Genomic DNA, 16,383 nt, shown 5'->3' with positions numbered 1-16,383 from the left:
CTTTTTGACAAATAAAGGTCATACACAAATATCATATTTCTCAATGACCAACCCTACCTGTCCATCTGTATCAAAATCAATCTTATCAAACGCTAAATCCGTATAGATGAGCGAACTCATTGCATATTTGCCGCCGTCAATAAACATTTCAATCGTATATTTATCCATCAGTATCCTGATTTCTATTTCTTTACCGAAAGGATCAACTTTCATCTTTCGTATACATTGCACATCTTTATGCAGACCTGAATGGGACCTGTCAAAGGTTATCATTTCCTTTACTGGTTCATAGGTAATTTGGGTATATTTTCTTTCACCACAGGCCAGTTTAATTTCAAAATAGCTGCATTCCACTTTCTTTAATTTCAGAATTAAATCAATTTGTCTGCCCTTCACCAACTCTATGTAAGATTCTCCGGCAATAACCGTCAGCGTTTTCAAAAATTGATTACTTCGGAAGGCCTCAATTTCCCTTACAGGATATTGGTATAAACGGTTTCCACGTAAAGTCAGCACGCGTGGAATGCTCATCACTCCCGACCATTCAAATTCCTCAGGTGTGATATAATTGTCCCATGACTGCAGCCAGGCAATCATTATCCTTCTTCCGTCAGCTGCTTCAAGGGTTTGTGGAGCATAAAAATCCAGACCATAATCAATTGCCTGAAGATTACTTCTTATTAATTTATTTCGATTATCCACTTTTCCAATAATACACATGGTTCCGTTTCCGTTATGGAATTCCAAATCCTCAGCTTCCATAAACTGCGGAGAGGTAAGAAGCACGTCCTGCCCATCCAAGGTAAATAGATCAGGGCATTCCCACATTTTACCATAACGTTGTTCCGATTGATCTAAACTGCTTACATATTCCCACTCTTTTAAATTCTTTGACTTAAATAATACTACCTGCCCATCATTGTCTTTGCCCTTACTACCAATTATTGCATAAAATGCATCATGTTTTTTCCAAATTTTAGGATCCCTGAAATCATGAATATTAAAACCCTCGGGCAGCATATCAGCTGTAATGACCGGATTGTATTCTGATTTTATATACTTTTCTCCATCTCCGACCGCAATACATTGAACTTGATAGGTTTCTTCTATTCCCTCTGTCTCTTTTTCATACACTCCTGTATACATCAGGATATGTTCCCCTTTGTAATCAATCGCACTGCCTGAAAAGCAACCTTTATTATCATATTCCATGTCCGGGGCCAGGGCTACCGGCATCCTGCTCCATGTTATAAAATCTCTTGTTACCATATGTCCCCAGTGCATGAGTCCATTATGGGTATTATAAGGATGATATTGAAAAAAAAGGTGATATTCTCCCTTATAGACCGACCAGCCGTTTGGATCATTTATCCATCCGATTGGAGAACTGGCATGAAAACCCGGTCTTTGGAGCTCCGGTACGCCATCCGCTTTCTCTTCCTGATATATTTGCGCCTTTTTTAATAATTCACTCATTCATATTTCTCCTTTTATCTGTATAATTTACTAAAATAATAATTTATCCGAAGCCTCCGCAAAAAGAATAAAAATACCGGAAGGAAAACCACCGGCTTCCTTCCGGCAACACAATGAATATACAGCTCCTTATATGCAGTTGGTATTTGCCCTGTAATAAAATTTCCCTGTCAGTTGCAAAAATTAGTTGCTTAAGTATGAGTCTAAATATTTTTGTTTAATTGCAAGATATTCCTTCAGACCAAGCTGATCCAGCTTTTTCAGATAGCTATCCCATTCTTTTTCTATTCCGCCGTTTAAGATCCATTCTGCCTTCATCTGTTCCGCGTATTGCTTAATACCAGTTTCATATTGTGCTAACTGTACAGAATCCTCCTGTGACATAAAGACATTAGGATATACCATATCGTATTCCATATCTTTTACATAACTCTTTACAAATTCCATTCTCTCCAAGGCATCCGGAGGGCATGTTGTATAGAGTCCATAATAACTGTTCAGTACGGCAAGAGGACCACCGACCATTTGAGCAGTTCTGGCTTCCCAGGGTGATACTGACAGACTGTCAATAGGTGTATGTGTTAATGTTCCATCTTCCTTCAGTTCGAAAATATTATTCTTTCCTTCTTCTCCATAGGTCCCCCAGTTATTTTGTATGGATTGGAGCGGTGCGTACATAAGATCAATCCATTTAGCTGCTAATTCCAGGTTTTTGCAGGAGCTTGTAATTACAGCTCTGCCAACTTGGAAACCACCATCAGCTGTACCGCTTTGACGAGGTGCATTTGCTTCTCCGCCAGGTCCTTTTAACGCAGGCAGCGGAACATATGATTCAGCAGTACCAGGAACCCCAGTATTGTCCCATCCAAAATACATACCATATCTGTCTTCCTTACCTTTCGCCACAAGGGTTGCCCAATCCTGTGTAAAAGCTTCCGGATCAATAAGCCCTTTTTCCTGCAGGGTATGAAGCCATGCGATTCCTTCTTTGTATCCATCATCTGTTACAGAGTAGACCACTTTATTATTTTCATCTACCATGATATGATCCGGATTATCCCCATATCCAAAGGCTCCTAAAATAAATCCCAAATCTTCATTTCCGCCGTTAATTCTAAAGGACATTGGTATTGCATTTGGTATGTTTTCTTTAAAGGCCGTAAGTACCTTTACTAATTCCTCAGTGGTTGTAGGCATCTCAAGCCCCAATTGCTCCAGCCAGGCTTTATTGATAAAAGGCATACCACCAATTGCCTGAATTGCTTCTTTTCCTGTTCCCAGCTGTTCAATCCAAGGAAAGGAATAAATATGGCCATCCGGTGCGGTAATTAATTTCCTATAACTCGGGTTTTCTTCCAATACTTTTTTTAAGTTTGGCATATAATTATCAATTAAGTCTTCCACCGGGGTTATTAACCCCTGACTTCCATACTTCAGTAAATCCAACGTTCCCAATTCTGCATTCAAAATGATATCCGGCAGATTCTTCCCTTTCGCAAGTAGCAGATTCCTTTTATCAACAAACTGATCTTTGACATAACAGGTCCAATCTACCTTTACATTGGTTTCCTTCTGAATTCTCTGGTAGATGACTTTTTCATCAGGATTTTGTGTCGAGGTTGCTTCTGCACTGGTCAGAATGGATATGGTTTCCTGCTCAGCCAATGGGAATTCAATGTTCTTCGGTTCCTGTGCTGCTTCTTTCTCCTCTCCGGAATTCTTATTACCACAGGCTGATAAGGATATAACCAGCGCAGCCACCGCTGCAAGTGCTATAACTTTTTGAAATCTTTTTTTCATAACTTTCCTCCCAAGAATTCATAATTTGTTTATTACAGTATTAATCTTTATGTTAATAGGATTAACCCTTAACAGAACCCACCATAACACCACTTTCGAAATATTTTTGGAAAAACGGATACATAACCAGCAACGGCAAACTTGATACAACAATTGTTGAGTATTTTAATAATTCAGCAAGCTTTGACATCTCTGCCGCACTTTGAATATCTGCAACCATTCCGGGATCCGGCGTATTTTGTATCAAAATGGATCTTAACACTAACTGCAGAGGCTGCAACCAGGAATCCTCCAGATAAATCATTGCATCAAAGTAACTGTTCCACATTCCTACGAATTGCCATAAAACCAACACTGCAATTATTGGTTTGCATACCGGCATTAATATACGGAAGAAATGCAATACATCTGTTGCTCCATCTACCGAAGAGGCTTCTCTCAATTCTTCAGGAACCGTTTGATAATAGGTTCTTGCTAGAATAATATTCCATACATTCACCGCATTTGGTACAATGATAGCCCATATGGTATTAACCATATGCAATTCATTGATCAATAAATAGGTTGGCATTAAGCCTCCTCCAAAAAACATTGTAATAACCAGAAATGTATTGAAAAACTTCCTGCCCACCAAGTCCCTTTTTGAAAGGGGGTATGCAGCAAACAAGGTTACTCCCACTGACAATATGGAAAAGGTGATGGAATAAATAAAGGAGTTCAGAAAACCGGTACCAATCATTTTATTTTCAATAACTCTGACATATCCATCGAAAGACCAATCTGCAATATTCAGGCTGATTCCCCGGCTGTTTAAGACATTGGGATCCATAAAGGAAGCAATTACTACAAAAATAAGGGGTACGATAATAGCTAATACAAATAACCCCAAAGTAAAATACCCCAAGCCCAATATTAACCGGTCTTTTCCTGACCGCTTTATAAACTTTTTATTCATTTCCTACTCCTTCCTATAAACCTTCACCTTCATTAAAACGTTTTATAATCCTATTGATAAGTACTAATAATATTACATTGATAATCGAGTTAAACAAGCCAACTGCCGTAGAAAAACTGTAGTCACCCATCTGCAGTCCCAGCTTATACACATAAGTCGGAAGAATTTCGGAAGAAGGTATATTCATAGAGGTTTGCAACGCATATGCTTTTTCAAAACCCAGGCTCATAATATTACCGGCCTGTAAAATAAACTGTATTATAATAATAGGCTTAATGGCAGGTATATCCACATGCCATATTTGCTGTAGAATACCGGCTCCGTCAATAATTGCAGCTTCTGTCAATTCCTGGCTGGCATTTGCCAGGGCAGCCGTATACATTATAGAAGCCCACCCTGCTCCCTGCCAAATACCGCTTATGATATAGATAGAACGAAAGGCTTCCGGCATTGTCATGAAATTAATATCCGTCCCCAAAATTCGATTAACTGGTCCAACCGGTGATAAAAATATAAAAACCATACCGCAAAGCACAATAACAGATATAAAATTAGGTGCATATAACACCAGCTGAATATTTTTTTTTATTTTCTTGCTTCTGATCCGGTTTAACAGTAATGCCAAAATAATTGGTACCGGAAATCCCCATAACAATCCATAGACACTCAGCTTTAATGTATTCAGCAGGTATCCCGCAAAATCCGGTGAACTGATAAATCTGTTGAAATTCTTCATCCCAACCCAATCGCTTCTCATAATACCAAGCCGGGGATTAAAATCTTTAAATGCCATTAATATTCCACCAATTGGTAAATACTTGAATATTAAAGTCAGAAAAAATGCAGGCAATAAAAAGACAACATATAATTGCCAATTTCTCCTTATGTACCTTAAACTGGAATTACTTCTGCTTTTCTTTCTTTTCTCCATAACAGCTCCTTATAACTCTTTGATTATATATGTGTTTTGCTAATTGTTATGATGCAATAGTAACATTATAATATTATTTTGTCAACTTTAATTTTACATAATACACAACTCATAACCGAAAAATGTTTCATATACACCTTTTTATTCGTCATTATCCTTGTAATTAGCTAATACTTTATAATTTTTTTATATAGATTTTTTTACATTATTGTTATATCATTATCTTATAGTTGCAAATGTAACATTAAATTTATCAGTTATATTTCTTCTAAATTAAAGAAAGGGATTTTTATCTATTCAAAAGAAAGGATTTGCAATTTTATTCTGAAAAATTAAAGATATTATTGCAAAAAAGATATGGGAGAAAAAATTACACTTCAGAATATAGCCGACGATTTAGGAATATCGAGAAATACAGTATCAAAAGCTATAAACGGTACAGGTGCTGTTTCTAAAAAAACAAAAGAGAGAGTCCTCCAAAAAGCTGCTGAGGTTGGATATCCTCACCTCTTGGTTCTCTCACCGGTACTGGAAAGTAAAACAGTACCTAATGTATGCAACAAAGAGATTGCACTTTTAACACACTCCTTAATTGGAAACTCACACTTTAGTTCAAGTCTCTTAAATACTTTTGAAAAAAAAATCAGCCAACAGGGATATCGTCTCTCCATTTATACGGTTGGAGATAAAGAAATTGATTTCTTGCAACTACCGGCTAATTTTAATCATGATAATACGGCCGGAATTATATGTATAGAACTTTTTTCCCGGGTATACAGTGAATTTTTATGTTCACAGTATATTCCGACACTTTTTGTTGATACAGCCGTTAACTGTTCAGATTTAAATCTGGCATCCGACATTCTCTATATGGAAAATCATGATAGTGTTTACTTCATGCTAAAATCAATAATCGAAAAAGGGTACCGTAATATTTCATTTGTAGGCGATCGCTTAAACTGCCATTCTTTTTATGAACGCTGGCAGGGATATTGTAAAGTGCTGGACGAATATAATATTGCTGTTGATCCATCCAACTGTATATTGGACAGGGATTCCTTCCCTTATATGGATTCAGAATTATTAGGCAGGCGAATTGAGTCTTTACCACAGATGCCGGAGGTGTTTTTCTGTGCAAATGACTTTTTAGCAATTGCTATTTTAAAAGCTTTAAAGACTCTAAGTTACTCTGTACCAAATGATATTTTACTTTGTGGATTTGATAATTCCATCGAATCGCAGATTATTGAACCAGCCATCTCTACAGTAAACATTCCCAGCTTATCCATGGGCTATATCGCTGCTGACTTAATTCTATCAAGAATTGAATTTTCAGATATGCCTTATAGGACTACCTATGTAAAAACCAATGTTCTTTTACGTGAATCAACGAAACACGAAAGAGGCAGGATTCAGGAATAAGGCTCCTTAACTTTCCTGTATTGACTACCAAAAAAGACATGTTGCTGATATTGTGTGCTGAAAGCAAACAATTTTTTTGTTCGATGATAGCACACAATTTTTTGTTCGATGATAGCACACAAAATTGGTATTGTGTCTAACAGCCAAAATCCACATAGAATTCATTTTCCATAAAATATGGTAGAAAAAACCATAAACACACGCTGACGTTCTGTGTATGTTTATGGTTTTCTTCTTGAAATCTGCACTGAACCTGATTGCTTTTCTCTATACCAGAGCTCCCTTTATCAGCTCTTCCCTGAAGCCTCTGTCAGTATTTCTGGTAATCTTCTTCAACTCAAAATAACATATTCCATTGTCTGAAAGGATAATCTGTATTTCTGCTGTCTGCTCCTGCACCATAATTGCTTTTGTTGTTATGTAAGGCCGGCTGCATTCACGAAGGAGTTCCAGCTGTTCTTTCGAGGGATTGGCCGGATTTCCAAGATTGATCCAGTCTTTTAAAGGGTTACAGGTATTTTCATCCACCAGCTTTGTCACCAGCAGATATTCACCGTTTTCCATCTCAAAACGGAGGCTTAAGGTAAGTTCCTCCCTGTGGCTCTCCTCTACGGGATTCCAGCAGATTCCTCTGAGATTTCCCTCCCCATCCCTGGTAACCACATACTGCTTCCCTCTTGCAACTGCCTGACCCTGAAGCTTTTGAAAGAATAAAAAGGTGTAATATGTTGGTTTGGGTATCATACCGTTTGCCAGCAGGCCAAAACTACCGGAGAAAGGTGTATAGGCAACCCCTGCTTCCTCAAAAACATCACCAAAGGTCCAATAGGAATAGGAAGCGCAGACATCTCCCATTTCATTTAAGAGTCCGGCAACATATGCCGCATTCAGATTGGTATCATGAATTGGGTTTAAGGGTGTATAGGAAGTATTGAATTCCGTAATATGCATTTCCATGCCGGCATATTCAGAAAAGCTGTCAATAATATCTCTGCTGGTGCGAAGTTCAGAAAGAAAAACTTCCTGGCTTCTTAATTTCTGGTAATCATAATGCCCTTCTCTGACAGGCATTTCCGTTGCATAAGCATGCCTGGTGACAAAATCCAGAGGGGTCTTGTGCTCTGAACAGAAGGCAAGGAACAGCCTCAGCCAGCGCTCATCATCCACACCGCAGATAGCAGGACCTCCAACTCTTAACCGGGTATCACATTCCTTCACAGCCTTACTGGATACCTCATACAGGCGAAAGTATTCCTGCATGTCTGCACCTTTCCAGAATCCCGGAAGGTTCGGTTCATTCCAGACTTCAAAGAGCCAGGTTCTTACCTCTTCTAAACCATAACGGGAAATCCAGTGATTAATAGTAGCTTTTATCAGCTCAGCCCATTTACCATAATCAGAGGGAGGTGTTACGTTTCCTTTCCAGTAGAATATGGTCTGGCTGCCGGAGGCCAGTTTTTCCGGCATAAATCCCAATTCCACAAAAGGTTTCAATCCCAGGGAAAGATAGTCGTCAAACACCATATCCACATAGGTGAAATTGTATTCGACCTTTTCCACTCCGTCTTCCTCATAGGTCTGATAGATAGCCATATCATCACAGAATAGTCCGTGACCTCTGATATAGGAAAAGCCTATTTCGTTTTGTACCTTTTCAAGCTGCTTGTGGTATTCATATCTTAAGGCCAGATTCATGCGCCCTGTGCCGATACAGTAGCAGGCTTTGTTATGAAAGGGCACTGTGTCATCTTTCTTTATTAGTACCTCTATCTGTTTATCCATTTTCTACTCCTCAATTTAATACTCACTCTACTAAAACACCTGATGCTTTCGTGTTTCTTATTATTCTTTTACGCCTCCGATGGTAAGTCCCGTCACAAAATATCTTTGCAGGAAAGGATACAGGGCAACAATGGGCAGACAGGTAAGAATAGTAGCTGCTGCACGTACGGAAGTGGTGGTAACCTGTGTACTGGTTCCCGCTACTCTGGAAGTATTGGCATCTCCACTTAGCTGACTCACGGAGGACAACAGCTTCATAAGCTCATACTGAAGGGTGGTAAGGTTCTCATTCATACGGTTGTAGAGCATAACATCAAACCAGGCATTCCACTGTCCTACGGCAATGAACAAGGCTACGGTTGCAAACACCGGCATACATAAGGGTACGATGATCTTTCGAAAGATGGTAAAGTATCCTGCACCATCCATCATGGCCGATTCTTCCAGACTGTCCGGCAGGCCGTTCATATATGTACGGATAACCAGCAGGTTGAAGGCACTTACCATACCGGGTATGATATACACCCAGAAACTGTTGGTAAAACCCAGGCTCTTATTCAGCAAAAATCCCGGAATCAGACCGCCGTTTATATACATGGTCATTACATACAGCACAGAAATGGGTTTGGCAAAAACAAAGTTCTTTCTGCTGATAACAAAGGCAATCAAAGCAGTTACAGAAAGCTGCAATGCTGTTCCAACCACAGTTCTGAGTACCGATATATACAGACCTGTTACCATGCTCTCTTTGTGTAATACAGTCTTATAATTCTCGAGAGTCCATTTACGCGGCAACAGATGGATTCCTCCGCGAAGAGAGTCGATGGCATCATTAAAGGAAATTGCCAGGGTATTGATGATTGGATAAATAGTAACAATAACGAAAATGGTCAGAATCAGACCGATTATACCTGTATAGATAAGGTTCTTTATATTAAATTTCTTCTTTTTCTGATACATTACTTTTGATGCTCCCATGGTTCTTCCCTCCTAGAAAAGTCTTTCTTCCCCGGCTGCTTTTGACGCCGAATTGGCCAGAACAATCAGAAGGATACTGACAAGACTCCTGAAAATACCAGCTGCCGTACCGAGGGAATAATCCGTCTGGCTGATACCGTACCGTAGTACATAGATATCGATTGTCTGGGATACGCTCTGAATCAGTCCGTTGGTGAGCAGATATTGAATTTCAAATCCTGCATTCAATACGTTACCGATATTAATCAGTAATAAGATGAAAATTGTGGGTTTTATACCCGGAAGGGTAATGTGCCACATCTTCTTTAACCTTCCGGCACCATCTATAGAAGCTGCCTCATACAAATCCGGATTAATGGCTGTAATGGCTGCCAGATAAATTATGCTGTTCCAGCCTGTTTCTTTCCACACATTGGTAAAACCTACGATCCACCAGAAAAATCCCTTATATGTAAAAAAGTTAATGGGAGCATTCAGGATATGTAATTTCACCAATACTTCATTGATAATACCATTATCCACGGAAAGCGCATCCTGCAGGATACCGCATACAATAATCCAGGAAAGGAAGTGGGGCAGATATGAAACGGTCTGTACAAATTTCTTAGGCCCTTTATGTACTACCTCATTGAGAATCAAAGCGAAACCAATGGCAAATACCAGCTGCAGCACCAGATTAATAATTCCCATTGCAAAGGTATTACGAATGACTCTGATAAAATCAGGATTATTGATAAAGAGGAACTTAAATTTATCCAGACCGACAAATTTCGAATGGAAGAATCCGTTAACCGGCTTATAATTCTGAAATGCCATAACCCAGCCGATTAAAGGTATATAATTAAATATCAATACATATATGACGAAAGGAAGGGATAACAACACCAGTTCCTTTTGTTTCACGATTTCCTTCCAGGTTATTTTAACCCTGGCCTTTTCTATCGGTCCTTCTTTACTGCGTTTTCTTAAAGCCATTGTTAGTACCATACTTTCTTTTAAAATAGAGCAGGCAGCGCGGACGGTTACATCCAGCTGCCTGCTCGCAGCTTACAGGTTATTTGGCGGGTCTTACATCCTTACCCTGAACCTTTTCAATACGGTTATATACTTCCTCCTGCATTTCCTTTAAGAAATCTTCCGGTTTGCAGGCACTGTAGGCATCCATGTATTTATTCCAGGAAGCTTCAAAATCACCTGCGATAACTACCTGTGGCAGATATTCCTGTTTGGTATCTCCCATCTTGGTCCAGGCAAGACCTCCCGGTGTCTCCGTCGTTAAATTGTTGGAGAAAGACCACATAGGATACCAGGGCTGTTCCATACCATCGATTGTATTGTAGTCCAGCATTTCCACATAAGTCTTGGCTCCATATGCGGTAAGGCATTCCTGTACCTCTGCTGATAAGCCTTCAAAGAATTCAGAGGGCTGGGTATCTGGTGTCATGGCATTCTTTCCGTCAGGATTCATACCTGAGAAGTTAGGGAAATATCCGTAACCGCAAAGATTAGAAGCCTTATAGTCAGCATTAACACCATTATCTCTCATTTCCTGGGTTCTGTAGTAGAGTCCGTCATCTCCTACCAGGTAATCTGTTCCTTCGATACCCCAGCTGCGCAGAGTCACGATTTCAGGATCCAGCAGATCATTGACGAACTGAAGAGCACCTTCCACATCCTTGCAGCTTGTAGTAATACTTAAGCCTCCGGTAAGAGCCATTGCTTCATTGGCAGCATAGTACTGCTCCTGCATACCGGGATCAATGGTAATTCCTAAGGGAACATAAGTACAGTCATTGAGTTTCTGTGTCTTAATTGCTTCTTCAGCAGTATTGAAATCCCAATGCTGCTCTACCATACAAAGTACACGTCCGGAGGAAACCTTCTCTAAGAACTGGTCGTGGTTCATGGTCATAAATTCCTGATCAATGATACCTTTTTTATATTCCTCGTTCAGCTTCTGGAAGTATCTCTTTGCGGTAGGTGTTGTATTATAATCAATAACTTCAAAGGTTGAAGGATCCACAATTACAGATCCGTTGTTGGGATGTCCGTCCAGGAACTGAGGCGGATTCTCAAGGCAGAAATAATACCAGTCATAAGCCAGGATCTCAAAGGGAATGACAGAGGAACCATCAGCCATGGTAGGATTTGCTGCATAATAATCTCCCAGGAGCTTGAACAGTTCATCCAGGGTTTCGATCTTAGGGTAATTAGCCCATTTTAATACTCTTGTCTGTATCCAGAATGCTTCTCCGTTATTCTGGGTATCCATGAGTTTTTCATTGATCTTACCGAACTGAGGAATGGAATAAATATGTCCGTCAGGCTGTCTTAAGGAATTCCACTGGATATCATTCCAGAAATTCTTGATATTTGGATATTTATCCAGATAATCATCCAGCGCTACCAATGCTCCTGCATCATAAAGCTGCTGTGTATAATTGATAAAATCCGGATACTCACCGCTGGCAATGAGCATACCCACTGCTTCTTCTGCGGTCTGTCCCGTTAACCAGGTTTCTTTGCATTTCGCCCCAATTTTTTCTGCAATTAAATCTTGTACAACGTTGTTCTTATTGAGTTCTGTTCCCTGTCTGTCGAAAAAGGCCGTGAACTCCTTGATTTCTTTTGCTGCCCCACCGGTTTCAGTAGAATTTTTACTGTTTTTGTCATCGTTTTTACCACATCCTGCAAATAATGCGGTTACCAGCATGACACACATCAAAACTGCTATAAAACGCTTTTTCATAACAATCCTCCTAAGATTTTTTCACTTCCGTGATAACTATATTTTAGCATTTCTGCACAATACATTAATCATACAAATTTCATATAAAACCACTACAAAGTATATATGTACAAATGAAAAACAGTATTTTATATTTTTCTATGCATTTTTATGAATTTAACCATAACTTGCTAATTCGGTTTTATCATAAGTTTATAGCCAGAATTTATGGCTGATCCAAAATGAATACAAAACAGTAAGAAGCCTCCTGGCTTTCTCTTTAATGCACTGCCTGAAAGACATGCTGCCGATTTTGTATGCTAAAACAAACATTTTATGTTTAATGCACACGAAATAGGTAATGGTTCTTTCAGCCGGTGTAGAGGAAAGCCAAAAGGCTTCTTACCGCAATATTATTTAAAATACAATGCTCCAGTTAATACTGTTCTTTGTCAGAAATTCATAATTCGATAAAATGCTTCTTTGGGATTATGGTCTTCATCAAAGAGCAGCGGCCAGTTCTTTCTGCCTCTTTCCGGAAAATTATCCAGCCAGGTGCTGTCATCTGCAGCTCCCCATAAGGTTACACTGTCTATAACCTCCCTGTATTCCCGGAATAATTTAAAGTAATTGTCAAAGACCACCGCCTGTTTCTCCAGGATGTCCCCGGAAGGCTTATCAAGCCTGCTTCTGTCGTTGAACTCAAACAGGGATATATCCAGTTCGGTTATGTGCAGCCGGACACCAAGAGATGCATACATTTCAATGGTTTTTCTGACTTCCTCCAGGGATGGTCCATAAATATTCCAATGACACTGCATTCCGATGCCGTCAATGGGTACTCCCCTGTCTTTCATACCTTTAACTATCCGGTAGATCTTACTGCGCTTATCCGGATTCGTTTCGTTATAATCATTGTAAAACAATTTGCAATCCGGAAGTATTTCCCTTGCTGCTAAAAAGACCTCATCCATATACCCTTCACCCAGAATCTCAAGCCATTTGCTCTGGCGAAGGAACATTTCCTGCTTGTCTTCAACAGCTTCATTAACCACATCCCAACAGCTGATCTGTTCCTTATACCTTCCGCCCACCATCGCCATGTGATTTCGGATTCTCTTCAACAGCCCTGCCTTGTCCGTGTCCTCAAACACCCAGTGAGGTGTCTGATTATGCCATACAAAGGTATGCCCCCGCATTGTCAGATTATTTGCGGCAGCAAATTCTGCTATCATATCCGCAGTCTTAAAATCATAGAAGTCCTTACCAGCTGTTACACTGGCATACTTCATTTCATTTTCACAGGTAATACTGCTGAAATGTTTTCTGATAAGATCTCCGTGGCTGATTACTGTTTTTGCACTGACAGCCGTCCCTACTTCAAAATAATCTCTGTACTTTTCTTTTAAGCTCTCCATCATACCCTCTTTTCTGAATAGCCAGCTTACATCGGATATTCATTATTTATACTAGGGAGCGTATTTATTACAGACCTATTCGAAACTGCATGCACCGTTCTTACCCTCCATGGGAACCTGCTGCAATTACTTAACGTTTTACTGCTGCTTTATTAAATTTTCTTCACCCAGAGTGTGTCTGAAAATTGCCTGTACCGCGGGATGTTTCACTTTACGGAATACCTTTATGAAATACTACAGGGTAATTATGCAGTGGTGTTACATTCCCAAAATGTGACGCAGAACACCGAATTACAGAGCCTTTCAAAAGGTGCAATACATTTCAGACGACTGGCATAAAGTGGAGATTTGGCCGGTGCACGAGTTCTTCAAATATTCCTCGTAACTGATACAGCCCATAAACAGCATAATAAAATAAAAACAGAATATCCTCTCATCAATAGCTGCCTGCTTATCATATTTTGCTATTTTGGGTATATGGCCATAGTGATTCACAAAAAGAATTCAAACATAATACCAGCTTTATCCTACTGGCAGATTATTATTTTGGTGTAAATGCAGGCGTTTTTTTCGATACTCTCTGGGCTGACAGCCGCATAGCAGCTTGAATTCCCGGTTAAAGGTCCTTGAGTTCTCATAACCGCACATCAGACTGATGGTCAGGATATCATGACCACTGCCCTGTAACAGCAGCTTGGCATAATCAATCCGAAGGGTATTCAGATATCCTGAAAAGCTGGTATGAAGCTTCTCGCTGAATATTCGGGATATACTATATCTGCTGATGCCAAACCGCTTTGCCAGTGAATCCAAGGTGACCTGCTCCGTATAGTTTTCCGATAGATAGGTAACAAGCTGAGCCGTTATATCAGGTGAATTGCTGTCCCGGTTCTTAACAAGTTTCAATGCTGGCAGTGCTCTTGCCAGGATCAGCTGTATATATGCACTGATTACCGGTATATCATCTGCTATGTCCGGACGGGTCTTCAAAAGAGAACTGATTCCATAGGCTATATCCGGATGCATGCCTCCGGTCAGAAAAGGGACCGCGGGATGGTTCGCCATTAAGACAGACATAAAATCCCCTCCCATAGCCGCAGGACATAGAATCAGAGTTCCTTTGGAGGCGCCTGCTGCTCTTACTGTATCATAGCTATGTATCCTGTTTGGAAAGACGATACTCAGTTCCCCTTCCCCAAGGACCCGGCTGGTGTTTCCTACCGTTATCTCCATTTCCCCCTTTTGTACCAGAAACAATTCCAGCCCGCCATGCAAATGTGCCGGAAAAGTAAAGTCATCCAATACCTGGAACAAAAATCTTTCTGAACTGTTTTCATAAAATATTTTCATAGCTTCCCCTTTACCCCAGTCCCTTCCGGGCTATCAGATAAGATGATAAGATAACAGAGAGGCTGGCTTTGTTCACGTTTTCATCCCATACAGATACAAACCGCAATAATTGTCCAATATTTTCTCTCCGTTGGCAAGTATTATACCATATGAAATGCTATAATACTATTAGCTTTTACTTATAGAATCGGGAGGAAAATTACTTATGAAATATAAAATGGCCATAATCGGTTATGGCGGTATGGGTAGCTGGCATGCAGAAAATGTCTCATCCAGAATACCTGATATAACGGTTAAAGGGATACTTGACATTCAGCAGAGTGCCTGTGAAAAAGCCGCCGGACAGAATCTGTATGTCTATTCCGATCTCAAGGAGCTCCTTGCAGACAGTGAAATAGATCTGGTCACCATTGCGACTCCAAATAATTTTCACAAGGATTATGCTATTGCACTCTTACAGGCCGGAAAGAATGTTATTTGCGAAAAACCGGTTACCATGAATGTCCGGGAGCTGGAAGAGATCATGGAAGCAGCAGAGTCCAGCGGTAAAATATTCTCCATTCATCAGAACCGCCGTTGGGATAAGGATTTTGTGATAGTAAAGAACATTCTGGAACAGGAAACTTTGGGTAAACCCTATTTTATAGAAAGCCGTGTTCAGGGTTCCAGAAGGGCCATGTATGGCTGGCGGGGTCATAAGGTAAACGGAGGGGGTATGGTCCTTGACTGGGGTGTCCATCTTTTAGACCAGTTCCTCACTCTTATTGATTCACCGGTAGTATCCGTTCAGGCTCACCTGTTCAACCTATATTCAGACGAAGTGGAGGATAACATCAAGATCTTGCTGCGCTTTCAGAACGGCGTTTCCGCCCTCTGTGAAATGTCCACCAATTGTCTTATCAACAATCCCCGCTGGCACATTTCCTGTACTGACGGAACTGCTGTTATTGAAGACTGGAGCTGTCAGGGTAAGCTGGTCAAGCTGAAGGCGGATTCTGAGATGGCCTGGAGCGAGGATATCGTTTACACCGAGGCCGGCCCTACCAGAACAATGGCTCCAAGACCCGAATATACCACAGAAGTACTTGCTTTACCCGATGTGACAACAGATTGGAGCGATTACTACCAGAATATTGTCGCTGTTATGGAAGGGCGAGAAGCTTTGATTGTCAAACCGGAACAGGCCTTGAGAGTCATGAAGGTGATTGAGAAGGTCTTTGAATCAGAGGACTCCGGTAAAGGTATCCGCTGTCTTATATAGCAGAGGAGATCTTATGAGAGATTAAATAAAATACTTAAAGATTACTGGAGAGTCAAAAGTTCTGGTTGACTTTTGACTCTTTAGGAAGATTATTTATGCATAATAATTATCATTATTATGAGATTTCTTTTATTATGAAATATTTCAGAATTATAGTAATCAAGCAGCACTGCCGGGACGAGTGGCAGACTGTTGAAAGAAAAATCTAGAAGAAAGGTTGCCTTTAAATCCTGGCGATAATTCGTCAGGCGGCAATACCGCAGGACCTCCTGCGATATGGGT

At 40.2% G+C, this 16,383-nt stretch carries 12 protein-coding genes; 2 read left to right on the top strand and 10 right to left on the bottom strand.

Translation table 11 applies throughout. From position 1 onward, the window contains the following. Positions 1–18 precede the first annotated feature (18 nt). The 4 genes from BR73_RS0107535 to BR73_RS0107520 form a co-directional block, all read right to left on the bottom strand. Positions 19–1,476: a glycoside hydrolase family 32 protein gene (locus BR73_RS0107535; RefSeq protein ID WP_033165039.1), complete on the bottom strand. Its 1,458-nt coding sequence runs from the start codon at positions 1,474–1,476 to the stop codon at positions 19–21. 183 nt (positions 1,477–1,659) lie between these two features. After that, a complete protein-coding gene (locus BR73_RS0107530) occupies positions 1,660–3,276 on the bottom strand; it encodes an extracellular solute-binding protein (RefSeq protein WP_033165038.1) in 1,617 nt (538 codons plus the stop codon). 61 nt (positions 3,277–3,337) lie between these two features. Further along, a complete protein-coding gene (locus BR73_RS0107525) occupies positions 3,338–4,231 on the bottom strand; it encodes a carbohydrate ABC transporter permease (RefSeq protein WP_033165037.1) in 894 nt (297 codons plus the stop codon). Between the two features lie 13 nt (positions 4,232–4,244). Then, positions 4,245–5,162, bottom strand: a complete 918-nt coding sequence (locus BR73_RS0107520; RefSeq protein WP_033165036.1) for an ABC transporter permease subunit — start codon at positions 5,160–5,162, stop codon at positions 4,245–4,247. Between the two features lie 357 nt (positions 5,163–5,519). Here BR73_RS0107520 and BR73_RS0107515 point away from each other — a divergent pair, with 357 nt between their 5' ends. Further along, the gene (locus BR73_RS0107515) at positions 5,520–6,584 is read left to right on the top strand and encodes a LacI family DNA-binding transcriptional regulator (RefSeq protein WP_033165035.1); all 1,065 of its coding nucleotides are present in this window, start codon (positions 5,520–5,522) and stop codon (positions 6,582–6,584) included. A 267-nt stretch (positions 6,585–6,851) separates the two neighbouring features. Here the strand turns inward: BR73_RS0107515 and BR73_RS0107510 are convergent, their stop codons facing one another. The 6 genes from BR73_RS0107510 to BR73_RS0107485 all read right to left on the bottom strand — a co-directional run bounded on the left by BR73_RS0107510 (position 6,852) and on the right by BR73_RS0107485 (position 14,840). Further along, the gene (locus tag BR73_RS0107510; RefSeq protein ID WP_051685038.1) at positions 6,852–8,366 is read right to left on the bottom strand and encodes a glycosyl hydrolase; all 1,515 of its coding nucleotides are present in this window, start codon (positions 8,364–8,366) and stop codon (positions 6,852–6,854) included. 60 nt (positions 8,367–8,426) lie between these two features. Beyond that, complete coding sequence (locus BR73_RS0107505) at positions 8,427–9,326, bottom strand: carbohydrate ABC transporter permease (protein WP_156034811.1); 900 nt, start codon at positions 9,324–9,326, stop codon at positions 8,427–8,429. A 30-nt stretch (positions 9,327–9,356) separates the two neighbouring features. Next, positions 9,357–10,319, bottom strand: a complete 963-nt coding sequence (locus tag BR73_RS0107500; RefSeq protein ID WP_033167189.1) for an ABC transporter permease subunit — start codon at positions 10,317–10,319, stop codon at positions 9,357–9,359. Between the two features lie 79 nt (positions 10,320–10,398). Further along, the gene (locus BR73_RS0107495; RefSeq protein ID WP_033165033.1) at positions 10,399–12,093 is read right to left on the bottom strand and encodes an extracellular solute-binding protein; all 1,695 of its coding nucleotides are present in this window, start codon (positions 12,091–12,093) and stop codon (positions 10,399–10,401) included. Between the two features lie 431 nt (positions 12,094–12,524). Continuing rightward, positions 12,525–13,490, bottom strand: a complete 966-nt coding sequence (locus tag BR73_RS0107490; RefSeq protein ID WP_033165032.1) for an endo-1,4-beta-xylanase — start codon at positions 13,488–13,490, stop codon at positions 12,525–12,527. A gap of 522 nt (positions 13,491–14,012) precedes the next feature. After that, the gene (locus tag BR73_RS0107485; protein ID WP_033165031.1) at positions 14,013–14,840 is read right to left on the bottom strand and encodes an AraC family transcriptional regulator; all 828 of its coding nucleotides are present in this window, start codon (positions 14,838–14,840) and stop codon (positions 14,013–14,015) included. 205 nt (positions 14,841–15,045) lie between these two features. On the opposite strand from BR73_RS0107485, the gene BR73_RS0107480 reads away from it, so the two are divergent. Next, complete coding sequence (locus BR73_RS0107480; protein ID WP_033165030.1) at positions 15,046–16,101, top strand: Gfo/Idh/MocA family oxidoreductase; 1,056 nt, start codon at positions 15,046–15,048, stop codon at positions 16,099–16,101. The last annotated feature ends 282 nt before the right edge of the window (positions 16,102–16,383 follow it).

The sequence above is a fragment of the Clostridium sp. KNHs205 genome, assembly GCF_000702945.1.
In the GTDB taxonomy this organism is placed as follows: domain Bacteria; phylum Bacillota; class Clostridia; order Lachnospirales; family Lachnospiraceae; genus Anaerocolumna.
Note: the sequence above shows the minus strand (reverse complement) of the source record. Positions and strands in the feature narration are given on the sequence as shown.